General features: G+C 63.8%; 23 protein-coding genes and 1 pseudogene. 17 read left to right on the forward strand and 7 right to left on the reverse strand.

The genetic code is table 11. The features are described from left to right. From GTW25_RS15080 to istB, 10 genes are all read left to right on the forward strand, one after another. The coding region (locus GTW25_RS15080; protein ID WP_290128069.1) for a strawberry notch family protein at positions 1 to 4,441 on the forward strand (4,441 nt) is incomplete at its 5' end. Positions 4,442 to 4,453: 12 nt separating this feature from the next. Then, on the forward strand, positions 4,454 to 5,503 hold the full coding sequence (locus tag GTW25_RS15085; RefSeq protein ID WP_252913086.1) for a DUF7146 domain-containing protein: 1,050 nt from the start codon (positions 4,454 to 4,456) through the stop codon (positions 5,501 to 5,503). Between the two features lie 251 nt (positions 5,504 to 5,754). Next, the gene (locus tag GTW25_RS15090; protein WP_252913087.1) at positions 5,755 to 6,696 is read left to right on the forward strand and encodes a DUF2493 domain-containing protein; all 942 of its coding nucleotides are present in this window, start codon (positions 5,755 to 5,757) and stop codon (positions 6,694 to 6,696) included. 163 nt (positions 6,697 to 6,859) lie between these two features. Further along, positions 6,860 to 7,120 carry a type II toxin-antitoxin system prevent-host-death family antitoxin gene (locus GTW25_RS15095; RefSeq protein WP_252913088.1) on the forward strand — a complete coding sequence of 87 codons (261 nt, stop codon included), beginning with the start codon at positions 6,860 to 6,862 and terminating at the stop codon, positions 7,118 to 7,120. Then, on the forward strand, positions 7,110 to 7,529 hold the full coding sequence (locus tag GTW25_RS15100; RefSeq protein ID WP_252913089.1) for a hypothetical protein: 420 nt from the start codon (positions 7,110 to 7,112) through the stop codon (positions 7,527 to 7,529). Before GTW25_RS15095 ends, GTW25_RS15100 begins: the two co-directional genes overlap by 11 nt. Before the next feature lie 336 nt (positions 7,530 to 7,865). Beyond that, entirely contained in the window at positions 7,866 to 8,399 is a 534-nt protein-coding gene (locus GTW25_RS15105; protein ID WP_252913090.1) for a hypothetical protein, read from the forward strand. A 713-nt stretch (positions 8,400 to 9,112) separates the two neighbouring features. Beyond that, positions 9,113 to 9,436: a DUF736 domain-containing protein gene (locus GTW25_RS15110; protein ID WP_252913091.1), complete on the forward strand. Its 324-nt coding sequence runs from the start codon at positions 9,113 to 9,115 to the stop codon at positions 9,434 to 9,436. 63 nt (positions 9,437 to 9,499) lie between these two features. Further along, positions 9,500 to 9,823, forward strand: coding sequence for a hypothetical protein (locus tag GTW25_RS15115; RefSeq protein WP_252913092.1), 324 nt, complete (start codon positions 9,500 to 9,502; stop codon positions 9,821 to 9,823). Between the two features lie 239 nt (positions 9,824 to 10,062). Continuing rightward, positions 10,063 to 11,589: an IS21 family transposase gene (istA, locus tag GTW25_RS15120; RefSeq protein ID WP_252913220.1), complete on the forward strand. Its 1,527-nt coding sequence runs from the start codon at positions 10,063 to 10,065 to the stop codon at positions 11,587 to 11,589. 11 nt (positions 11,590 to 11,600) lie between these two features. Beyond that, the gene (gene istB / locus GTW25_RS15125) at positions 11,601 to 12,338 is read left to right on the forward strand and encodes an IS21-like element helper ATPase IstB (protein WP_252913093.1); all 738 of its coding nucleotides are present in this window, start codon (positions 11,601 to 11,603) and stop codon (positions 12,336 to 12,338) included. Positions 12,339 to 12,507: 169 nt separating this feature from the next. On the opposite strand, the gene GTW25_RS15130 is transcribed toward istB, so the two are convergent. Then, entirely contained in the window at positions 12,508 to 12,759 is a 252-nt protein-coding gene (locus tag GTW25_RS15130; RefSeq protein WP_257810527.1) for a WGR domain-containing protein, read from the reverse strand. A 526-nt stretch (positions 12,760 to 13,285) separates the two neighbouring features. On the opposite strand from GTW25_RS15130, the gene GTW25_RS15135 reads away from it, so the two are divergent. After that, positions 13,286 to 13,846 (forward strand): hypothetical protein, encoded by a 561-nt coding sequence (locus tag GTW25_RS15135; protein WP_252913094.1) that lies wholly within the window; start codon positions 13,286 to 13,288, stop codon positions 13,844 to 13,846. A 118-nt stretch (positions 13,847 to 13,964) separates the two neighbouring features. On the opposite strand, the gene GTW25_RS15140 is transcribed toward GTW25_RS15135, so the two are convergent. The 3 genes from GTW25_RS15140 to GTW25_RS15150 form a co-directional block, all read right to left on the reverse strand. Then, complete coding sequence (locus GTW25_RS15140; RefSeq protein WP_252913095.1) at positions 13,965 to 14,468, reverse strand: helix-turn-helix domain-containing protein; 504 nt, start codon at positions 14,466 to 14,468, stop codon at positions 13,965 to 13,967. A gap of 175 nt (positions 14,469 to 14,643) precedes the next feature. After that, positions 14,644 to 15,000, reverse strand: coding sequence for a hypothetical protein (locus GTW25_RS15145; protein WP_252913096.1), 357 nt, complete (start codon positions 14,998 to 15,000; stop codon positions 14,644 to 14,646). Continuing rightward, positions 14,997 to 15,698: a ParA family protein gene (locus GTW25_RS15150; RefSeq protein WP_252913097.1), complete on the reverse strand. Its 702-nt coding sequence runs from the start codon at positions 15,696 to 15,698 to the stop codon at positions 14,997 to 14,999. The genes GTW25_RS15145 and GTW25_RS15150 overlap by 4 nt, the downstream gene beginning before the upstream one ends. Before the next feature lie 277 nt (positions 15,699 to 15,975). Between GTW25_RS15150 and GTW25_RS15155 the strand changes: the two genes are divergently transcribed. From GTW25_RS15155 to GTW25_RS20770, 5 genes and pseudogenes are all read left to right on the forward strand, one after another. Beyond that, positions 15,976 to 16,371 carry a plasmid mobilization protein gene (locus tag GTW25_RS15155; protein WP_252913098.1) on the forward strand — a complete coding sequence of 132 codons (396 nt, stop codon included), beginning with the start codon at positions 15,976 to 15,978 and terminating at the stop codon, positions 16,369 to 16,371. Continuing rightward, the gene (locus tag GTW25_RS15160) at positions 16,371 to 18,860 is read left to right on the forward strand and encodes a relaxase/mobilization nuclease domain-containing protein (protein ID WP_252913099.1); all 2,490 of its coding nucleotides are present in this window, start codon (positions 16,371 to 16,373) and stop codon (positions 18,858 to 18,860) included. Before GTW25_RS15155 ends, GTW25_RS15160 begins: the two co-directional genes overlap by 1 nt. 9 nt (positions 18,861 to 18,869) lie before the next feature. Then, entirely contained in the window at positions 18,870 to 19,091 is a 222-nt protein-coding gene (locus GTW25_RS15165; protein WP_252913100.1) for a hypothetical protein, read from the forward strand. Between the two features lie 363 nt (positions 19,092 to 19,454). Continuing rightward, a complete protein-coding gene (locus tag GTW25_RS15170) occupies positions 19,455 to 19,619 on the forward strand; it encodes a DUF4143 domain-containing protein (RefSeq protein ID WP_257810537.1) in 165 nt (54 codons plus the stop codon). Between the two features lie 57 nt (positions 19,620 to 19,676). Continuing rightward, positions 19,677 to 19,811: pseudogene (locus tag GTW25_RS20770) on the forward strand (DUF4143 domain-containing protein); the annotation flags it as partial. A gap of 94 nt (positions 19,812 to 19,905) precedes the next feature. On the opposite strand, the gene GTW25_RS15175 reads toward GTW25_RS20770, so the two are convergent. After that, positions 19,906 to 20,316, reverse strand: a complete 411-nt coding sequence (locus GTW25_RS15175; RefSeq protein WP_252913229.1) for a hypothetical protein — start codon at positions 20,314 to 20,316, stop codon at positions 19,906 to 19,908. Positions 20,317 to 20,354: 38 nt separating this feature from the next. Here GTW25_RS15175 and GTW25_RS15180 point away from each other — a divergent pair. Then, a protein-coding gene (locus GTW25_RS15180; RefSeq protein ID WP_252913101.1) for an IS3 family transposase occupies positions 20,355 to 21,583 on the forward strand; the annotation gives its coding sequence in 2 pieces (ribosomal slippage) (positions 20,355 to 20,703 and positions 20,703 to 21,583; 1,230 coding nt in all). A gap of 119 nt (positions 21,584 to 21,702) precedes the next feature. On the opposite strand, the gene GTW25_RS15185 is transcribed toward GTW25_RS15180, so the two are convergent. Continuing rightward, positions 21,703 to 21,984: a helix-turn-helix domain-containing protein gene (locus GTW25_RS15185; protein ID WP_192568394.1), complete on the reverse strand. Its 282-nt coding sequence runs from the start codon at positions 21,982 to 21,984 to the stop codon at positions 21,703 to 21,705. Further along, positions 21,981 to 22,310, reverse strand: a complete 330-nt coding sequence (locus GTW25_RS15190; RefSeq protein WP_192568393.1) for a type II toxin-antitoxin system RelE/ParE family toxin — start codon at positions 22,308 to 22,310, stop codon at positions 21,981 to 21,983. The genes GTW25_RS15185 and GTW25_RS15190 overlap by 4 nt, the downstream gene beginning before the upstream one ends. Positions 22,311 to 22,351 lie beyond the last annotated feature (41 nt).

Consider the following 22,351-nt stretch of genomic DNA (forward strand, 5'->3'; position numbering starts at 1 on the left):
ATCGGCCGTCGCCCGGACGGCCGCTCCCCTTGCAGCACCGGCACCCGTTGCCATCGACAACGCTCAGGCGATCGACCAGGCGGCAGTGCTGCTTCTTCCCCTTCTCGAACAGGGCAAGCCCATCACCACAGGCGCACTGCGCGCCGCCATGACGGAGAGCTCCGGCGGCACCGATGCCCAGGGATTCTGGATCTGGAAGGACGCCTATGAGGCGCTCGAAGCCGCACAGGTCCTGTTCATCCGCAGGTTCGGACCGGCGATCCTGCCCAGATCGGCCTCGCCGCAGGCGACGCTGGCGATGATGAAACGCATCGCCGAACTTGTTCCCACCCACACACGGCGCTCCGACGAGAGCCAGGCCATGCAGCAGCTGTCGACGCCGCTGCCGCTCGCCTTCGTCACCGCCCACGCAGCCGCGATCTGCTCTTCCGATCTCGTGCTCGAACCCTCGGCCGGGACCGGCCTTCTCGCCGTTCATGCCGAGATCGTCCGTGCTTCGCTCGCCCTCAACGAGCTTGGCGCGACGCGCGCCGATCTGCTCGGCCTGATGTTTCCGCGTGTTCCGATCTCCCGACACGACGCAACCTATATCGACGATCATCTCGATGCCGGCATCGAGCCATCCGTCGTGCTGATGAACCCGCCTTTTTCGGTCGGCGCCTATGTCGACGGCCATGTCGCCGATGCGGCATGGCGGCACCTGTCATCGGCATTCGCACGGCTGCGGGTTGGCGGCCGTCTTGTCGCGATCACCGGCGCCGGGCTCTCGCCGGAAAACCCCAGATGGCGGCCTGCTTTCGAGCGGTTGCAGCACCGGGGAACCATGCTCTTCACCGCTGCTATCGACGGCCGGGTCTATGCCCGACATGGAACCACCGCCGAAACCCGCCTGACGGTCATCGACAAGGTGCCAGCAGCCGACCCGTCCCGCTTCGTCGCCTCGCCCGGCAAGGCGATGGACGTCGAGACGCTGCTCTCCTGGATTGCCGATATCCCGCTCAGGACGCCCGGCGGCCATCCGAACTCGATCGGCGCCCTGTCGAACGGCATCTTACGCAAGGCCGCGATGCAAATGGCTGCCGCCCGATCTGCGGCGAAAGCCGCACCCATCGCCGCTTCAGCGGCCGCTCCGAAAGCCGTTCGGTCAGTCCGCCCAGTTGCCCGGGCGAAGCCCATCGGCCCGGACACCGCAAACATCGCCCCCGCGGCACCGCTTGCTTATGAGCTGCGCGACTGGATGCCGGAGGAAGGTGGCCGGCTCACCGACACGATCTATGAGCCCTATGCACTCCAGTCGATCCAAATTCCGCGGGCAAAGCCGCATCCGACGCCGCTGGTCCAGTCGGCCGCGATGGCTGCGGTCGCCCCGCCGAAGCCATCATACCGGCCTCTGCTGCCGGATGCGATTATCGATGAAGGCCTACTGTCGGACGCACAACTCGAGAGCGTGATCTATGCGGGTGAAGCCCACTCCGCATATCTCTCCGGTGACTGGACGGTCGACGAAACCTGCGATGTGGTCTCGGCCGCCCCCGAAGGCGCCGAACGCGCGGTCCGGTTCCGCCGGGGATGGTTCCTGGGTGACGGAACCGGGTGCGGCAAGGGTCGACAGGTCGCCGGCATCATTTTGGACAATTGGCTTCAGGGCCGACGCCGTGCGATCTGGATCTCGAAGTCTGACAAGCTGCTCGAAGACGCCCAGCGCGACTGGGCAGCACTTGGCCAGGAACGTCTTCTCGTCCAGCCGCTCTCTCGCTTCCGGCAGGGAACGCCGATCCGCCTTGCCGAAGGCATCCTGTTCACCACTTACGCGACCCTGCGCTCGCAGGAACGCGAGGGCAAGAAGTCGCGGATTGCCCAGATCATCGATTGGATCGGAAGAGACTTCGATGGTGTGGTAGTGTTTGATGAAGCACACGCCATGGCCAATGCCGCGGGCAGCAAAGGCGAGCGTGGCGACGTGGCGCCCTCGCAGCAGGGCAGGGCAGGCCTGCGCCTGCAGCATGCGCTGCCCGACGCCCGTGTCGTCTACGTCTCCGCAACCGGCGCGACAGCGGTCGAAAACCTCGCCTATGCCCAGCGCCTCGGCATCTGGGGCAGTGAAGACTTTCCCTTCGCCAACCGTGCCGAGTTCGTGGCGGCCATCGAGGATGGCGGCGTCGCCGCCATGGAGGTTCTTGCCCGCGACCTCAAATCGCTTGGCCTTTATGCAGCGCGCTCGCTCTCCTATGACGGTGTCGAATACGACCTCCTCGAGCACGAACTGACCGAGGAGCAGATCCGCATCTACAATGCCTATGCGGACGCCTTCCAGGTCATCCACAACAACCTCAACGCGGCGCTCGAGGCGGCCAACATCACCAGTGACTCCGCCACGCTCAACCGCCACGCCAAGGCGGCAGCGCGATCGGCCTTCGAGAGCACCAAGCAGCGCTTCTTCAGCCATTTGATCACCTCGATGATGACGCCCACCCTGATCGGCGCGATCGAGCAGGACCGCGCCGATGGTCATTCGGCGGTGGTGCAGATCGTCTCTACCGGCGAGGCGCTGATGGAACGTCGGCTCGCCGAAATCCCGACCGAGGAATGGTCTGATCTGCATGTTGACGTGACACCGCGCGAATATGTCGGCGGGTATTTGATGCACTCCTTCCCGACGCGGCTGTTCGAGGAATACTCCGATGCCGAGGGGAACGTCTATTCGCGGTCCGTGCATGACGCGGAGGGCAACCCGGTCCAATGCCGGGAAGCCCTGCGCCGGCGCGACGAGATGATCGAGAGGCTCGCCTCGCTGCCGCCGGTCGGCAGTGCGCTCGACCAGATCATCCATCACTTCGGCACCGACACCGTCGCCGAGGTGACAGGCCGCTCGCGCCGTATCGTCAGGAAGACAGGCCGCGACGGCATCGACCGGCTCGCCGTCGAGAACCGTCCCGGCTCTGCCAATCTCGCCGAGACCCAGAGTTTTATGGATGACGACAAGCGCGTGCTGATCTTTTCGGACGCCGGTGGCACCGGCCGATCCTACCACGCCGATCTCGGCGCAAAAAACCAGAGGTTGCGCAAGCACTATCTGCTCGAAGCCGGATGGCGCGCCGACAACGCCATCCAGGGTCTCGGACGGACCCATCGCACCAACCAGGCGCAGCCACCCCTGTTCCGGCCGATGGCAGCGAACGTGAAGGCCGGCAAGCGCTTCCTCTCGACGATCGCACGACGGCTCGACACGTTGGGCGCGATCACGCGCGGTCAGCGCCAGACGGGCGGGGCAGGGTTGTTCCGCGCCGAGGACAATCTGGAAAGCCCCTATGCCCGCGCGGCATTGCGGCAGTTCTACATGCTGCTGCATCAGGGTAGGATCGAAGGCTACTCGCTGACCACTTTCGAGGCGGTCACCGGGCTGTCGCTAGCCACAGATGAAGGCGGGTTGCGCGACGAGTTGCCGCCGATCACGACCTGGCTCAACCGTCTGCTGGCGATGCGCATAGAGACCCAGAACCTGCTGTTCGAAGTGTTCGAGCAGTTGATGACGGCCAAGATCGAAGGCGCGGTTGCCGCCGGCGCCTACGACAAGGGTCTGGAGACGATCACGGCGGAGAGCATCACCGTCACCGATCGTCGGACGGTCTACACCCATCCGGTCTCGGGCGCGCAGTCGCATGTCCTCACCGTCGCCCGCAAGGACCGCATTCGCCCTCTCGGTTTGGTCGACGCGCTCGCGATCGAACGCGCCGAGCCGCAATCGGTCCTGCTCGCCAATACGCGGTCGAGACGCGCGGCGATCCAGTTGCCGACGGCGAGCCTGATGCTCGACGACGGAACGATCGAGCACCGTGTGCGCCTGCTTCGACCGACCGACGAGCAGCGCTTCGGCCTCGGTGCGCTTGCGGAAACCCACTGGCAACCCGTCGACCGCAAACTGTTCGCGGAACTCTGGGACGCCGAAGTCGCCGCCGTCCCGGAATTCACCACCAGCACCTTCCACATCGTCACCGGCTTGCTGCTGCCTATCTGGCGTCGGCTGCCGGACGACGACTGTCGTGTCTACCGGATCCAGACCGATGCCGGCGAACGCATTATCGGCCGCCATATCGCGCCGACACTGGTCGCGACCATGCTCCGCAATCTCGGTCTCGACGATGTCCCGACCCTCGCACCGGACGAGGCATGGACCGGCCTGGCAGACGGCCGGATCGGGTTGCAGCTTGCCGATGGCCTGATCCTGCGCCGCAGCCGCGTCATGAACGACTACCGGGTCGAGTTGATCGGCTTCACCGATGCAATGGTCCCGCGCCTGAAGGCTCTCGGCCTGATTTCCGAGATCATCTCCTGGAAGCTCAGGCTGTTCATTCCGAACACGGCGCAAGGCTCCACCATGCTCGCCTCGCTTCTCGATCGTCACACGCTGGTCGGTGTTACCGACCGCACGGCCGCAGCGTGAACGGAGGCGATCATGACCGGCTCGGCCTCCGAACTGGCGCGCCGTCTAGGCGAATATGCCGAGGCGGTGTGCCGCGAGTATCTCTCCAAGGGTCATCGCTCCGGCAATCACTGGATCGTCGGCGACGTGCGCAATACGCGCGGCCGATCCATGCATGTGCGGCTGAAAGCAAACGCAAAGGGTCCAGCAGGCAAATGGGTCGATGAATCGAACGGCGAACATGGCGATCTGCTCGATGTGATCCGCGAAACCTGCGGCCTCATCGAGTTCCGCGAGGTCGCCGATGAAGCGCGTCGCTTCCTCGCCATGCCGCGGCCAGAATCCCAATCCAGACCATCTGGCGCCACGCGCGAACCACCTGCGGCGCGCGGCTCTCCAGACGCTGCGCGGCGCCTCTTCGCCATGTCGAAGCAGATCGCCGGCACACTTGCCGAACGCTATCTCGCCGGCCGCGGCATTTTGCTGGCCGCGCCTGAGCGCACCTTGCGCTTCCACCCTAGCTGCTATTACCGGGATCTCGTGACGGGCGAGACGCTGACCCTGCCCGCATTGATCGCGGCCGTGAACGGCCTCGACGGACGTATCGCCGGGGTCCAGCGCACCTGGCTCGATCCGGCAGGCAACGGCAAGGCGCCCGTCGCTGATCCGCGCCGGTCGCTCGGTCACCTGCTCGGCAACGGCATCTGGCTTGGCCTCGATCCCGGTGTGCCCGTTCCAGTGATGGCCGCCGGCGAAGGTTTCGAGACGATGGCGTCGCTGAGGACGCTGATGCCGGCGCTGCCGGTGGCCGCGGCCACCTCGGCCAATCACCTCGCGGGCCTGACCTTCCCGCCTGGCTGCCGTCGCCTCTACATCGCGGCCGATGCGGACGCCGCCGGCCGGCATGGCATCGAGCGTCTCAGCCAGCGCGCCGGTGAGGCCGGGATCCTCGCTCTGGCGTTACGGCCGCAGCTCGGCGACTTCAACGACGATCTGCGCCATCTCGGCCCGGCCCATCTCGCGGCATGCCTGCGCGAACAGCTCGTGCCGGAGGATGCCCGTCTGTTCCTGCCGCCCGCATGACCGGTTCCGGCCGGCAGGCGGCAGGCGGGCAGGGGCGGCGTCACCGCAACGCCCGCAGGCATGGCGGAGGTCCATCGGAGAGGCCGCGCCCGCGGCCTGCCGAGAGGCGATCCCTGCCACTCCCCGGTCACGGCCGCAACGGCTGCGCCGTCCTCCGCTTCACTCCGGCCTTCGGTGCGGCCGCGCCCTGGGCGCGGCCGGGTTTCGCTGTCAGGCCGCGATCGGCGCGGCACAACCGACGGAGACACGCCATGACGTACGAGCTTCCTTTCGACGACGTCTACGAGCCCTACCACGCCTCCTCGCCGACCGACCGCGTCATCCTCGAACTGCAGATGTACGGCCATCGCCCGCATCAGGACGAGCCCGATCCCCGCCCGTTGCCCGACGACGAGGTGATCCGTGCCGGCCTCGCCGGGATCGTCGAGACCTTCGCCGGCATGCTCGGCGACACCAGGCTCGAACCCGACCTCGACGACCTGCTCTGGTCCTTCGCCAATCTCTTCCACCGCGCCGCCGAGCGCGTCGCCCGCAACCTCGACCGCAACGAGGAAGCGCAGCGATCGAGCCAGGGAGAGCAGGACGGCTCCGAGGTGAAGTCCGTCGAGCTGGAACGGCTCACGGCCGAGGGCACCACCTATATCGAGCGCCGCAACGTGCTGGAAATCATGCGCGACGAGGCCGCCGACCTCTACGAGGCGCAAACAGGGTCGGCATGGCGGCCGCGCACCGGGTCCAAGGTCTCCCATCAGGCGATGACGTCGGCGGTGATCGACTCCCGGGACTTCCTCGCCGCACGCCGCCGCGCCGAGACCGAGGTGCTGGTGCCCGCTGGTACCAAGATCGCCTTCGCCGGCGGTCTCGATTGCAACGATCACGATCGGATCTGGGAGGCGCTCGACAAGGCCCATGAGAAGCACCCGGACATGGTGCTGCTCCATGGCGGCAGCCCGCGCGGCGCCGAGCGCATCGCCGCCTGCTGGGCGGAGAACCGCAAGGTCACGCAGATCGCCTTCAAGCCCGACTGGAACCGGCACGCCAAGGCCGCACCCTTCCGCCGCAACGATCAGCTGCTGTCCGTCGTGCCCTACGGCCTAATCGTCTTCCCCGGCTCCGGCATCACCGAGAACCTCGCCGACAAGGCACGCCGCCTTGGCATCCCCGTCTGGCGCTTCACCGAGGGTGGCGCGTGAGCGCCACCTCCCTTTTACCGCGTCGAAGAACCCGACTGTCTGCGCGGTCGGGTTTGTCGCGCGCATAGCTTCCTGGATCCGCCGCTCTGGTGTCATACCGTCAGAGCTTTTCTTGCAAATCGGGAAAATCGGGATAAAATGGAGTTCGATAAGGAGCTATGGCATGCGACAGTTCACGACAGGCGATCTCAACAAGCAGGTAGGCGACGTCACCGATGCCGCCAGCCGCGAACCGATTGTGCTGACCAAGCACCGCAAACCCCGCTTCGTGCTTATGAGCTACGAGCATTATGAGCGGATGCGTACAGGCCGGAATCCGCGTCGCGCCTATCCCGTCTCCGAGATGCCGCAGGAGCACAAGGACCTCTTCGCCGGGGAGATCGACCGGCTCGCGCGCGGCGAGGGCTATGACGATGAGCCGTGAATACCTGCCCGGTCAGATCATCGCCTATCCCTATCTCTGGGCATGGCAGCAGGATCGCGGCGAGACCGAAGGCCGCAAGAACCGGCCGACCTGTGTCATCGTCGCCGTGCGCGACGTGAACGACGAACTCACGCATCTAGCGCTGCTAGCCATCACCACGCAGCCGCCGCAGGGCGGTCGCATGGCGCTGGACATCCCGGAGATAGAGCGCCAGCGCGCCGGACTCGGCGACCTCAAGCGATGCTGGATCGTCGTCGACGAATACAATTATGATATCGCCGAGCGCTCCTGGTACATCGAGCCGGGCAGCCATGTCCTCGGCCGTTTCAGCAAAGCCTTCGTGATGAAGGTTGCGACCGCCTTTGCCCAAGCACGACAATCGGGACGTCGCATCAGCCGCCTGGATTGACAGGTGTTGACCGATCGGGCTGACCGACGACGCTGATTTCTTTGCCCATTCAGTCATTGTCATCGCGAGTCGACGCCGAGCGCTCCTTGCACGGTTGGTCCTTCTTCCTCGTGGGAAAATCTGTCGATTCTCCTGCGCTATGCGCGCTGACTGAAGTTCCCGTCTCCCGATCTGTCAGAGCGCGCCGGCCTGCGGCCGGCCGGGCTCTACTCGCGGTGTGCCGCCGCTCCCCGAGCCGGGTTCGCCGTCTCGGCCTTAGGTGACGATCCCTCGCGCGGGAGAGAGGGAGAGGAGAGCCGGGCCGGGGTGGTTGATTTGAGAGAAAGGAAAGCGACCATGGCGATGATATTTTTGGGCGGCTCACGCGACATCTTTGAACTGCCGTTCCCCGCGATCGAACGGATCGGCGCAATCGTCTCGGCCGAGCACGGTGTGCTGATCGGCGATGCGCCGGGAGCCGACGCCGAGATGCAGGGCCTGCTCGCAGGCTACAACTACGAGCATGTCGGCGTCTTCCATTCCGGAGCAGAACCCCGCAACAATCTCGGCGACTGGGCTGCCTATCGCATTCCCCCACCGGACGATGCGCAAGGCTTTGCCGTCCACGCCGGGAAGGACCGCGAAATGGCTCGCCGCGCCGACTTCGGTCTGATGATCTGGGACGGCGCATCCCCGGGCACCTGCCTCAACATGCTGCGCCTTGCCGTGATCGGCAGCCCCTGCGTCGTCTACGACATGATGCGCGGCAGGGTTGCGACAATCCACAACATCGAGAATTGGCAGGCCATGGTGCACCATGCTGGATCTGACGTGCGCCGCGAGGTCGATGCACGCATGACGGCGGACGAGCGCCTCGCACTGGCCGACTGATCGCGGCGAGCCGACAGACACCAGATCGCGACCGGGGCGGCTAATACCGTCCGCGCTGACCCGGCCGCAGGCGTTCACCGGCTCCTTTGCGAAGCCGACCCGTCGCAGCCTGCCGGCAATCCTCAGAAACGTCCTGCCTGTCTGCCGCGCCCGCGGGTAGGGCGGTTACGGGATCAGGCAGCGCATTCCCGGCTGCAGCGCTTGACCCGGGAAGTACCCGGCCGGCGCCGCGACAGAGCGTCACCAGCCGCAGCGACCGCGGGACCGGACGCGTGACGGAAGACGGGGCAGGGACCTCCGCGCGGGGTAGTCGGGCGCGGGACGGTGATGAAGGGGCAGGCTCGCAGCCGGGCAAACCGCACTCCTGATTGCCGCGCCGGGGCAGTGGGGATTGCGATGGTGGCCGGGGGGTGCCTCGCCGTCGGTCACATCCGGTCCATTCCCTTTTCATGTCGCCTTTGTAGAGGACCGCCTGCCTTATGCGGTCAACCCCGTTGGGGTACTCTCGACAAAAATTCAGGAAAATTCGATTTTCGTTTTTGGTTACGGGCCAGGCACTTTCCTTCCCGCAAGCGGGGCCCTTGAAAGTGCGGCCCGCCGATTTCGGCAAATAGAATTTTCCAGAATTTGTGCCGAGATGACCGCAGCAGGACGGCCCTCTCCTTCGACGCCATCGGGAATGGTCCCGATGCAACCGAAGGAGAACTACTACCATGGCCACCACGATCGCAAACCTCACCGCCAAGGCCGACGGCTCGATGGAAGGCGTGTTCGCCACGCTGCGGGTCAACGCCCCGATCACCTTGATCCCGAACAACACCAAGTCCCGCGAGGACGCCCCGGACTACCGCATCGTCAACAAGCGCACGGGCTTCGAGATCGGAGCCGGCTGGCACCGCATCTCCCAGCGTTCGGGCGAGGAATACCTCTCGGTCAAGCTCGAGGCTCCCGAGATCGGCGTGATCTTCGGCAACCTCGCTCCCGCCCCCGGCGGCGACGAGACGAAGAAGGTCATCCTCTGGAACAACCCGCAGTGAGCCGCAACGGGCCGGCCCCACAAGGGGCCGGCCCGTTCCGCTCCACAAGAACAGGAGGCTTCCATGAGCCGCTACACCGTTACCGTCACGAGCGGAGGCCGCTCAGATCCCGACGCCGTCATCGGCTACGATCCGCCGCTTCGCACCTTCTTCCTGCAGGCGTTTCCGCACCAAGTCACCGATGACCCTGCGCTCTGGCTCGGCACTTTCGATTACGAGTTCGAGACGCTGGATGGGCTCCATCATGCGGCGCTAGCCGAAGGCTACCGCTTCACACTATCCGAGAGTGTCGCGGTGCAGCTTGCCGACGACAAGGCCAGAGATGCCGACAGGCCGCCGCACGACGGTCCTCTCTCCGCCCTCCTGCGACATCCGCAGACGAAATAGTCGCCTCAACCGAAAGGCCCGCGCTGGGTGACGATCCGGCGCGGTGCTGATTCCGACGCATGTCGCCCCCTTGTTCCGAAATGATCTCGCCCCCCTGTTCCGAGAATTAGTCGCCCCCTGATACCGAGATGATGCCGCCCCCTATTTCGGGGCGGTGGGCAGGGTCTGCTGGTGCGTTCAGGTTCGCTTCTTTTGGCTTGTCCGGAGGAGGGAACCAGATGCCGGCGGAGAGAGTGACCATGCGGCGTGTCCGCGAGATTTTGCGATACCGATTTGAAGATGGTCTTGGCCACAAGGCGATCTCGTACCGAGTGGGGGCCGCGCCTTCGACGGTGCGCGAGACGCTGCGACGCGCCGAGGCTGCCGAGCTGACCTGGCCGTTGGGCGATGAGATCACCGATGCGGTTCTGGAAGCCGCGCTTTACAGGGCCGCGGGCACGAAGACGGGCCACCGTCGCAGCGTCGAACCCGACTGGGCCTATGTCCATCGCGAGCTCAAGCGCAAATACGTGACGCTGCAGATCCTTTGGGACGAATATATCGCGCGTCACCGGGATGGCTATCGCTACAGCCGCTTCTGCGACCTTTACCGGGGCTGGGCGGCAAGCCTGCCGGTGACGATGCGGCAGAACCATGCCGCCGGCGACAAGCTGTTCGTCGATTATGCGGGCGACACGGTGACGGTGGTCGTCGACCGGCTCACGGGCAAGACCCGGCAAGCGCATCTCTTTGTCGCGGTGCTCGGCGCGTCGAGCCTGTCCTATGCGGAGGCGCGCTGGAGCGAGACGCTAGCGGACTGGATCGGCTGCCATGTGCATGCGCTGGAGGCGTTTGGCGGCGCGCCGGCGCTGTTCGTTCCCGACAATGCGAAGGTCGCGGTGATCAAGGCCTGCCGCTACGATCCGCAGGTCAACCGCAGCTACGCCGCGATGGCGGCGCATTATGACAGCGCGGTGTTGCCGACCCGGCCGCGGCGGCCACGCGACAAGGCGAAGGTTGAGGCGGCGGTGCTGATTGTCGAGCGCTGGCTCCTCGGCCGGCTGCGCCACCGCGTCTTTTACAGCCTGGCCGACGTCAATGCCGCGATCAGCGAATTGCTCGCCGATCTGAACGAGCGCCGGATATTGCGCCGGGTCGGCCGCACGCGGCGTCAGCTGTTCGAAGAGATCGATCGACCGGCGCTGCGCCCGCTGCCGGCCGAACGCTACGTATTCGCCGAATGGCGGTTGCGCCGTGCCGGTCTCGATTATCATGTCGAGATGGAGCGCCATTATTACTCGGTGCCTTACCGCTTCGCGCGCGAGCAGGTCGAGGCGCGGATTACCGCAAACACGATCGAACTGTTCCGCAAGGGCGAGCGGATCGCCGCCCATATGCGATCGAGCGGCAACGGCCGGCATACGACGGTCCCGGAGCACATGCCATCCTCGCACCGGCGCTTCGCCGACTGGACGATCGAGCGGATCAACCGCGAGGCCTCCGCGATCGGCCCGAACGCGGCGCTGCTGTGCGAACGCATTCTCGCCGACCGTCCGCATCCCGAGCAGGGATTCCGCGCCTGCCTGGGCATCATCCGCCTGGTCAAGGGCTTCGGCCGGGAGCGGGTCAACGCGGCCTGCGGCCGTGCGCTCGAGATCGGCGCTCGGACCTACGGCTCCGTCAGATCGATCCTCGACAACTGCCTCGACCAGGCGTCGGCGCCGCGGCCGGCATCACGAGATCCCATCGACCATCCGAACATCCGCGGCTCACGTTATTACCACTGAAGGAGAAAGACATGCTTGCGCATCCCACCCTCGACCGCCTGCACGCCATGGGCCTGACCGGCATGGCCAAGGCATTCGACGAACTCGCCGCCAATGCCGAGGCCGAACCGCTGTCCCATGCCGAGTGGCTCGGCCTGCTGCTCGAACGAGAGTGGACCTGGCGCCATGATCGAAAGCTCGCCGCGCGCCTCCGCTTCGCCAAGCTCCGGCATCAGGCGGCGCCCGAGGATATCGACTATCGCAGCGAGCGCGGGCTCGACCGAGCGCTGTTCTTCAAGCTCGTCACCGGCGACTGGATCGACGCCCATGACAATTTAGCCATCTGCGGGCCGGCCGGCGTCGGCAAAAGTTGGCTCGCCTGCGCCTTGGGTCACAAAGCCTGCCGCGATGACCGATCGGTTCTCTATCAGCGCGTTCCAAGACTGTTCGCCAATCTGGCGCTGGCCCGAGGCGATGGACGCTATGTGCGCCTGCAACGCACGCTCGGCAATGTCCAGTTGCTGATCCTCGACGATTGGGGTCTTGAGCCGCTCGACGATCAGGCACGCCATGATCTCCTCGAAATCCTCGAAGATCGATACGGGCGGCGGTCGACCCTCATCACCAGCCAGTTGCCTGTATCAGCATGGCATGACGTGATCGGAAATCCGACCTACGCCGCCGCCATCCTCGACAGGCTTGTGCACAACGCCCATCGCATCGATCTGACGGGCGAGAGCATGCGCCGAAACCAGCAGCGGAAAGCTTGACACGGAAGGTGACCGAAACGACAACAATCATAGCCAGCAAGACCCCGGCCCAACGGGGGCGACATCAAGTCGGAATCCGGGGGCGGCATCATCTCAGAATGAAGGGGCGGCTTCGTCGGAATCGGCAGCGCGGGCCACTTTTTTTGCCCGGTCGTCATGATGATCCTTCTCACCTATCTCCAGGCGCGTCACGGTAGCCGCGTCGCCTCTTGGCTCGTTCCAATGCAAGGCGTGCGACTTTCGCATCCTCCGCGCTAGCGTAGAGGTCAATGCGCATACGGCTTGGCCGGCCGATCCTTCCCCACTCCCGCACGAGACAGATATCGCCGAACAGGCTCGGGGTCGCCGACAGGCGATAGAACCGTGCCATGTTGCACGCAGGATCGATGCGGTGGAGATGGATCGCGTCTTCGGTTTGCATAACGTGATCGTTGCGTCTGGGATCAACGCCGTCCAACGAGTTCTATGAATCGGTCCGGCCTCATCGATTCAGGATGTTGATGCATCCGTTGAGGTGCGGTGGCCGGGCGAGCCGACCTGCGGCCGACCGGGCTCTATTCGCTTCGCTCGCGCGCCGCTCACGGAGCCCGCTGAAGCGGTCTCCGCCTTCGGTAACGATCCCCTCTCGCAGGGCATCCGGGACCGGATCGACCGCCCCCGATGCCACGAGGGGCAACCTCTCGCGCACCCCGCCGGCTGATCGCCGCATATGGGCGCATCCCCGATCGGGGATGCGGGTCTCTATCTCTCTGACATCCCAGTCTACTGGCCGCTCCCATCGCCTCAAGGACGCGCGGTCCCGCCAATTTTCAGCCGTCCACCTGGCGGGCGCCGTCAGAAAATCGGGACCCCCACGCGCCGCCTCTGGCGGTCGCTGCGCGATCCTTGACCCGATGCTCGACTTGCCCGTCGCCGGCCTCCGTCATCAAGATGAAGGAGACCATGACATGGCACACAACACTCTCATGCTTTTCGCGCAACTCTCGGGCTTGTGGATCCGCGTTCTGGCCAGTCGTCTCGGGTGCGATACCGAACTCGCCCGCACTGTGCACGACACCGTCGCTGCGAAGCTTGCGAGAATGATCGACGCGCAGCGCAAGATCCTCGCGGCCGACCGGACCCTTGTTGCAGCGCGCGGCACATCGGACGAAGAGGACGCCTTCTACGACCTTCACCACTACCAGATGGCCTACTATGAAACGTGGCTGATTGAGCCGGTCGCGCTTCTCGACGACTATCTGGTCGACGATCTCACGCACGAATATTTCAATTTCTACACCGGTGAATGGCATCACCGCGACTCAGAAATCCCAATCGCGGTGCCGGTTCCGGCCGGTAAGCTCTGCGGCCTCAGTAGGATCATCGCCGAAATCGAGGACGTCAGCGGCGCGAGGTTCAGCGTCGAGAATGTCTACTACAGCGAGGCCGAAGCCGAGGCGGCGTGGTGGGCAAGCACAGGGGCCAACCCGGACGAGGTGCTCGCAATGACCGAAGCTAACCACCCATGAGACCGGCGATCGAGGCGGCGAAAAGCCGCCTCGATCTTCTGTTTATCACGGCGCGGCGGGCTCACCGTGTCGACGCCGCCTATCGGTCGATAGTACCGTTCCTGTCTATCGTGCCCAGTCAGCCCCGACGTTTCGGGTCTGTCGGCTTGGTCGCGTTGTCCGTCCCGCTGTCCGGCGACAGTTCCTCGACCAGCATGAGAAGGTTCTGTGCCGTCGCAGCCGGCAGGTCCAGCATTCGCATCACGAGCTTGAACCTGACCTCCGCCTCCTGCTCGGTCTCGCCGAAGAACTGCGGAGCCGCCGCGTAGATCGCTTCGATTGGTGAGAAATCGAGCAGTTCGGCCAGATGCAGTAGCCGTGTTACTCGTAACTTGGCTCCAGCCCGCTCATGCCGGGCGTAAATTTCGTGATGCAGGCCGACCATGATGCCGACCTGCTCGCGGTTCAGATTTTGCGCATCGCGCCGCTCCCGCAGGAAGCGGCTCAGTTCCTCCTCGATTTCGAGGAGACCGCGAATGCCGTCAAATCCCGGCTTGCGCCAGATCGGCTTTCCAGCCTCGGAATCCTCCGTTTCGACAAGGCCATGCCTGTCGATGTAAGTCTGTACGTCCTTGATTGCCATTGTCTGGCTCGCTCGAATCCGCTCGCTGCCCCAACCCCGCCAAAAGAGACGGGAAAATCCCCAATTTGGCTCCAAACCCCAAAAATCGGAGCCAAAACGATAGTATTCCTAGCAGGGATTCGGACACGACATCAACTCGACTCTCGGCGTAGCTCGGTGCAGACCACACTTCCCGTCAAAATCCGTTCGCGTCCAGATACTGTCGAATGGCCTTCTCCATAAGGGCCTGCATGGACGTTTCCAGGTTGAAGGAGGCCAGCTTGAGCCGGCGCTTCGTGTCGCGATCCAGATTGACATTCACGAAGTGGCTCGCCCCTTTCATCCGCGCCCGTTTCATCTGCCGCAGCGCCTTGCTCGCTTCGCTGGACGTCTCGCCCTTCTCGCGTTCTACTTCTGTCACAGCGTCCGGCATGGCCCTCGTCGCGGCCGTACCCTCGTTCTGCGCGCGCCCGGGGTGAGAGGGAGCCGCCGGACGCTGCCGGCGTGGCGCGGTGACGAATTCGTCCAGCGACAGGCTTTCCTTCCCGCTCATGCTGCCCGTCCCGTCGCCGCCTCGTTCATGAGCATTTCGTCGACCTCCGCGACCAGCGCCTGCGTTTCCCGCCGCGCCTTGGCGATCGCCTCCGTCACCTCCAGCATCTGAAGCGTGCCGATGCCGTTGTGGATGTCCTTGTAGACATTGCGCTCGAACACCTCGGTGCGGAACAGATAGGTTCCGACCTTGTCCTCGATGATCGGCCTGATCTTTCGGTACAGTTCCGTGTGCCGGACCGTCACGGTGATCCGGGTCCGCAGGACGCCATGGCGGCAAGTCCTGCCCAGCGCTTCGTTTACGCGCAGCACATTCTCGAAACTGTCGATGGCACCGAGCACTTCGCGTTTTGACGGCTGGATCGGCGAGATCACCAGGTCGGCCGCCGCGATCACCGGGTCCACGATCGACGTGTCCTCGCCGGGCGTGTCGATCAGCACGTGATCGAATACACTGTTGTTGTCTTCCATCCAGCGCTCCAATCCTCTTGCCGTCTTGTGGCTGTAGACTTCGATGCCCTCGGGCTGAGCGTCCTTCTCCTGACAGTCCGTCCACCACTTCATGAGGTTGTTCCGGGCGTCCATGTCGATCATGGCGACACGTCCGCCGCGCAGGGCATATTCGCCGGCGATGTTCATCAGCGCGGTCGTCTTGCCCGCGCCTCCCTTGCCATTGATGGCGGCGATCACGACGGTCATCGACTTATCTCCCCTAGAAAATGTGTTTCTACTCACACACGAATCCATGTTCGTGTGGGCGTGGATTCACATCGATATAGAAACACACGAACATGGAAAAACACAATCATATTGATATGGAAAAAAGCATATCAAGCGTCAATATAGGAAAAATCTCTGCCATTTGTGTTGGCAGGATACGGAAAAATGTGATACATTTTTCCTGACGATCGAGGGACAGGCCCTCGATCCGCGGCCTGCGGCCGCAACCACCACACGATCAGAGGTATGGCTGGCGATGGTTCGCAGCATTTCCGAAGCGTCGAAACGGAAGGACAGGGTCGCGCATGTCCGCTTCTCGCCGGCCGAGTTCGATGCGCTGGAGGCGGCCGCGAGCGCCGCCGGGATGACCGTTTCCGCCTTTGTCCGGTCGCTGTCGATGGAGGGCGCCGGCGTGCGGCCGTTTCTCGGGGACGAGGATCGCATGGTGCTCGGCCTGCTCGCCGACGGCATGCGGGCGATCGGCGGCAACCTCAATCAGATTGCCAGAGCCATCAACACCGGCAGAGTCCCGACTGACGGCGACGTCACAGGCAGCATCAAGGATGCGCACAGCGTTGCGACCACGCTCGCTGCCGAACTCGCCGAGATGACACGGCGGTCCGCTGCAGCCCGACGCGGGGAGGGCGCCTGATGGAGTTCTTTCCCGGCGCCTTCGAACGGGAATGGGAGCGCCGTCGCGCCACACTGGTGCATGAAATGCAGCTCGGTCATATCGAAAAGAGCGACTGGGAAGAGCCGCGAAGGGGAGGGATCGCGCGGATCGGCGATGAGCGGCTGGACGGCTTCGGCCGAGCGCGGCGGCGGCAGGGCGGAATCGGGGCGCGGTGGTCGCGTGGTGGCGTGGGCGCGGCCGGCCGCTCGATGAGGACGCGCTTTGGTGCGCTGGCGCGCGGCAGTCAGCCTGCCGTAGTCAAGTTGGCCTCCTACGGCGGCGGCGGCCGTGCCGGCGCGATGATGAGCTATACGTCGCGGGGCGGTGAACTCGCCCTCGAGAATGAGCGCGGCGAAAGGGTGCTCGGAAGGGACGCGCTTGCCGAACAGCGCGCCGAGTGGGAGCATCTCTTCGACAATCGCACTGCCAGCCGGGATCTCGGGGTCTTTCATGTCTCGGTCGATGCAGCATCACTGCGTGATGATGTCGACCAGGATGACCAGCTGCGCGAGATCCTGCGCTCGGGATTTGGTGATCGGCGGTTCATCTACACCGCGCGGGAGCGATCCCCTGACGAGGTCTATGTCTCCGGTATCGTTGTACTGCGCGATGGGCAGGGCGAGCGGCTGAGCGGCGACCGGAAAGCTGCCGAGATCGTCCAGCAGCGTTTTGAGGTTTCCGACGCCGGCCGTGATGTCGAGGCGAGCTTTCGGTTCCACGGTTACGGCAACGGCGTGGAATGGGGCACCGCGCGCGTGCGCGAACTGCTCACTGGGACCGACAGGGAAGTTCGTGACGACACCGGGCGGCTAATCGGGGATGCGGCGCTCGCCGGCGATCTTGTCCAGAAAGAATGGCGCAAGGAATTGCACAGCCGCAGGGGCAGGGACGTCATGCATCTGATCGTGTCGGCGCGGGCCGGCACGGATGGGGCCGCGTTTGAAGCAGCCGTTCGCGAGTTCCTGGGCGAACAGTTCGCGGGACATCGCTATGTGTTCGCCGTTCACGATCCGGCGCTCGATCCGAAGGAAATGGCTGAGGGCGGCAAGCGGCCACACATTCATGCCCATGCGATCGTCACCATGCGCTCGGAGACCGGTGATCGGATCGTCACCAGCCCGCAGATGTTCCGGGAATGGCGCTCCGTGATGGCGGAAAAGGCGCGTGAGCAGGGGATCGACATGGAGCTGACTGATCGTCGTGAGTTTGCCAGCGCGCCGGCCTATACCCGCAATCAAGTCCGGCCTGTCAGCTATCGCGGCCGGACCGAGCATGAGGGGACCAGCGCCGCCGCGCACACCCGCTACAGGGCCAAGCGGTCGAACAAGGTGACTCTCGCAACAACCGATCGCAGCCGGCAATATGCAGCGTCTGCGGCCGAGGCCTGGGGCGATCTTGCCAATGAGGCGGGCGGCACGCGCGAGGGCGCCTTTGCAATGCGTCAGAGCCGTCGTCTGGAACGATTAACGGAGAACACTCAAAATGAGCGTGTTTTAGTAGATAGTCCAAGTGAATCTGTCAAAAACATAACCAATATGATAGAGTTGACGGAGCTCGTGAACGATGAGGATGGACAGATGCGAGAGATGACGCGTCCCGAGTTCGAGGCCTATGAAACCCGCGTGGAAGCGGTCCTAGCGTCGGTGGAGCAAACGCTCGATGCAACAGATCGCGCCGATTTCGAGGAGGTCGTGGCCGCGGCGCGCGAGGTGGTCGACATTCGTCGTGAATATCTCGAGTTGACCGAACGCCAGTGCGACCGTGAGGGCGGGCGGGCATCTGACGGCTCGTACGACGACCCGTATGAAGACCCCAATGCTGATTGGAATGCCGAGGTTGCGCGGTTCGGACTGCAGGTGGTCGAAACAGCAAACGAGGTTCTCGTCCAGGTTAGTCACTATCGTGAGGGGCTTGAGCGGATCGAAGCGCGCGAGCTGCCGCAATCCTACACGGCGAGCTACCGGGCAGGGCTTGAGCGGGAAATCAACCGGGCCGCGGAAATGGCGATCGATGGCGACAACCAATATATGCGCGAAGCCGCGAAATCGGATCAGGAGCTGCAGCGTACGATCGATCAGATCGAGCTGTCCCGCGTCGAGAACAGGCGCAGCGACAGGGGAGAAAACAGCGATCAGAAAGCTGATTCAATCGACGCCGACGCGAAGCGCCGGAATGACGGCGCGCCTGGCGGGTTCCAAGGTGCTGCCGAAGCCGAGCAACATCGCGATCCGGGTCAGGAGGTCCGTTCGACGCCGGAGCACGATGACCAGATCGTCGAGCAGCAGGCGACGATGCCGTCCGAGCAACGAACAAGGCATCCCGATGATCGATCCGTTGAAAGGAAACCGACCCTCGACGCGGAACTTGCCAGATCCGATCCGCCGCAGCAGCATGTGCCGCGTCTTCGCCAAATCGAACTGGAACTCGAGGAGCGTCATGACCGCGATCGCGACGATCGCGAAAGGTAGGAGTTGGTCATGAAGAATGACAACTGGCCATATAAATACGGCCCGCCTCCAGACGAGTTGCCAGAAAACGACCACGGCTGGCCCGGTTCTTGGCTCTTGCTCGCCTTTCTGTTGATCGCTCCGCTCATTTACTTCGGGCCCCAGCTCGGCAGCGTCGAAGCGTGGATTGTCGATCTCTACCGTACGGTCGAAAGTTGGGTGGCTCCCATCAGGGAGTTTGTGTTCAGCTAGGACGCCACGGCCCAAGCACAAGCCGCGTCCGAAGGCAATGATGAAACTAAGTCGCGAGCTGCACGATCTAGTCTGGTCGATGCCAACGACGGAGATTGCCCGGCGGTCCGGCGTGTGCGATCAACACATCGGGAGGCTTGTGACGGCGCGGAGGTGGCACGCCCTCTCGCTTGCTATTGGCAGAAGGTCGAGCACGAAAAACGCGTGACCTGTGATTTTTCATGGAATGATGACCTCTGTTTGAAGGGTGATTTTCGTCCAAACGAGGCCCTGACGCGATCTCGATGATCATGCTGGTGCCGTCAACCTCGAGCGCCTCTTCCTAGACTAGTCCGGACCTTGGCGCCGTGGTCGAGCAACCGGTTGAGCCGCCTCGTCAAGACGCCGAAGTTGCATTTTCTCGACAGCGGGCTACTCGCGACATTGCGCGAGGATGAGCACGGAGCGCTGCAGCAGGATCGGACGCGCTTCGGCGCCCTGCTCGAAACCTTCGTCGTGTCGGACTTCCTTAAGCTCGCATCGTGGTAGGAGCGACGCGTCTCCTTCTCGCACTACCGGACCAAGGACCAGGATGAGGTCGATGTCGTGATCGAAGATCGTCGCGGGAGGATCATCGGAATCGAGGTAAAGGCAAGCGCAACGGTGCGGGCGCAGGATTTCCGAGGGCTTCGTCAGCTGCAGGAAGCGGTGGGCAACCGCTTCGTGCGTGGACTCGTACTCCATGACCATGATCGGGCGACGCCGTTTGGTGAAAAGCTGCAGGCCGCACCGTTGTCACTTCTCTCGCGGCCCAGACGGCGCAACCGCCTAGCGGCTACGTTTCGGGGAAGTTGGCGCACAGATAGTCGTTGGCGGCCTCGGCGGTTGGGAATGTCCCGAGTTCTTTTGGTTCTTCGTCCGGCCGCTGCGATTGCCGGATCACCAAGACCTGTTCTGCGTCGAGACAGACGCTGGGACGCTCACGGAACTTAAGCCACTCCGCCTGCTTGGCTTCCGCCAATGCACACGCCGCATCGTAGTTTTCGGCGACGCCGAGATATGTTGAACGGTCCCACGCCCCACCATTCAAGCACCGGACCTCGATTCGGCCGTCCGACAAGGTGATGCCGTAGGGACGATCCCACCACGCATCGAGTTGTTGCTTGCTTCGCGTGTCGTTCGGGGTTGCGTCAAAAGTCTTCGGCAGCTTGTGGAGCGCACCCCATTTTGACCGGACAGGCGGCATAGCCGATAAGGCATAGGCATTCGCCTATGAGTACGACTATGTCCAAGAGTTCTGATGAGCCGTTTCAGCGGATCGAAGTCATCACCTCCGTGCAGCGCCGCAGGCGCTGGTCAGTGGCCGAGAAGGTTCGGCTGGTGGAGGAAGCCATGCAGCCGGGAATGAGCGTTTCCTACGTGGCACGTCGTGCCGGCATTTCCCCCTCTCAGCTCTTCGCCTGGAAGCGTCGCATGCTCGAAGGCGGTCATGCCGCCGTTCACGCTGACGAAGACGTCGTCGGCGCATCCCAGGTCCGCGAGTTGGAGAAGCGGGTGCGCGAACTTGAACGCATGCTGGGCAAGAAGACGATGGAAGCCGAGATTCTCAAGGAAGCCCTTGAACTCGCTCGCCCAAAAAAACGGACGCCGCCGTTGCTGTCGTGGAGCGATCCCGAGGGCGGTTCCCAATGAGCGCGATCGCCAGAACGCTGGGCGTCTCCCGATCGAACCTGATCGAACGCACCAACAAGCCGTCCAAGCCACGCGGGCCTTATCGCAAGCCCGAAGACGTCGTCCTCCTAGCCGAGCTACGCCCGATCATCGACCAGCGGCCGACCTATGGCTATCGCCGGGTGACGGCATTGCTGAACCGGCAAAGGCGACGGGATGACCTGCCCATGGTCAACCCCAAGCGCGTGCTCAGGGTCATGCAGCAGAACGGACTGACGCTCCAAAAGCATACGGCTCTGCGGCCTACCCGCGCTCACGATGGCGTCGTCGTTGCCCTACGATCCAACATCCGCTGGTGCTCAGATCATCTGGAGATCCACGCCCGCAATGGTGAGGTGGCCCGCATCGTGTTCGTCATCGATGCCTGCGACCGGGAGATCATCGCCTGGTCGGCCGTGGCCAATGCCGGCATCTCCGGCGAAATGGTGTGTGACCTTATGATCGCCGCAGTCGAACGCCGCTTCGGGACCCTGAAGGTCCCGCACCGACTGGAATGGCTCTCCGACAATGGCAGCGCCTATATCGCCAGGCAGACCGCGCAGGTCGCCGCTGCCCTTGGCATCGATCTGCTCTTTACCCCGGTTCGAAGCCCGCAGAGTAACGGCATGTCCGAGGCCTTCGTCAAAACCCTGAAAAGGGACTATGCCTCAACTGTCATCCTCCCAGATGCCGACACCATCCTGGCCTTGCTGCCCGACTGGATCGAGGACTACTGTGAGGTCCACCCGCACTCCGGACTCCGGTTCCGCTCACCACGCGAGTTCCTGCGTCTCAGTGCCTAAACCCAACCGCCGACTGTCCGGCGAAACGGGGTCAACTCCAGCTTGGGGTCCAGCGGAATCCGGTTCGGCATTGTGTCCTCTGATCAGGGTGACATCGCCCACAGACCGGGCGCTAATGATTATGCAGCTTCCCGGACACTAACCTCGACATGCAGGCCGACCGCGACCAGCATATTGACGAGGGTGTCGAGGGCGAACAGGTTGATTTTGCCGCGCAGAAGATCGGACACGCGCGGCTGCGTCACGCCGAGTTGGCGCGCGGCTTCGGCCTGGGTCCAGCCCTTTGCCCGGATGTGCTGCTCCAGCGCCATCATCAGCGTGGAGCGGAGCTTCATGTTCTCCGCTTCGGCCGGCGTGTCTTCGATCGCGTCCCAAACACTTGCAAAAGTTTCGTTGCTCATTGGCCTAATTCCTTCACCAGATCGCCGTAGCGTTTCGCGGCAAGGTCCAAGTCCGACCTGCTGGTCTTTTGCGACTTCTTCTGGAAACAGTGTAGCACGTAGACGGCCTCAGCGAATTTGGCGACGTAGATGACCCGGAACGCACCGGCTTCGTCCCGAATCCTGATTTCCTGGACGCCCTTCCCGACGGTGCCCATTGGCTTCCAGTCGGCTGGAGCCTGCTCGTTCTGTACCTTGTCGAGTTGATAGCCCGCTTCACGCCGTGCCGACTCGGGGAAGGCGCGCAAATCATTGAGGGCGCTGCCCCGAAACCTAAGCACTTTCATCGGCGGAGTATACAAACTTTTGTATGCTTGGCAAGGAGCCA

Origin of the sequence: Aliihoeflea aestuarii, from assembly GCF_024105665.1 — a bacterium.
Lineage (GTDB): Bacteria > Pseudomonadota > Alphaproteobacteria > Rhizobiales > Rhizobiaceae > Aliihoeflea > Aliihoeflea aestuarii.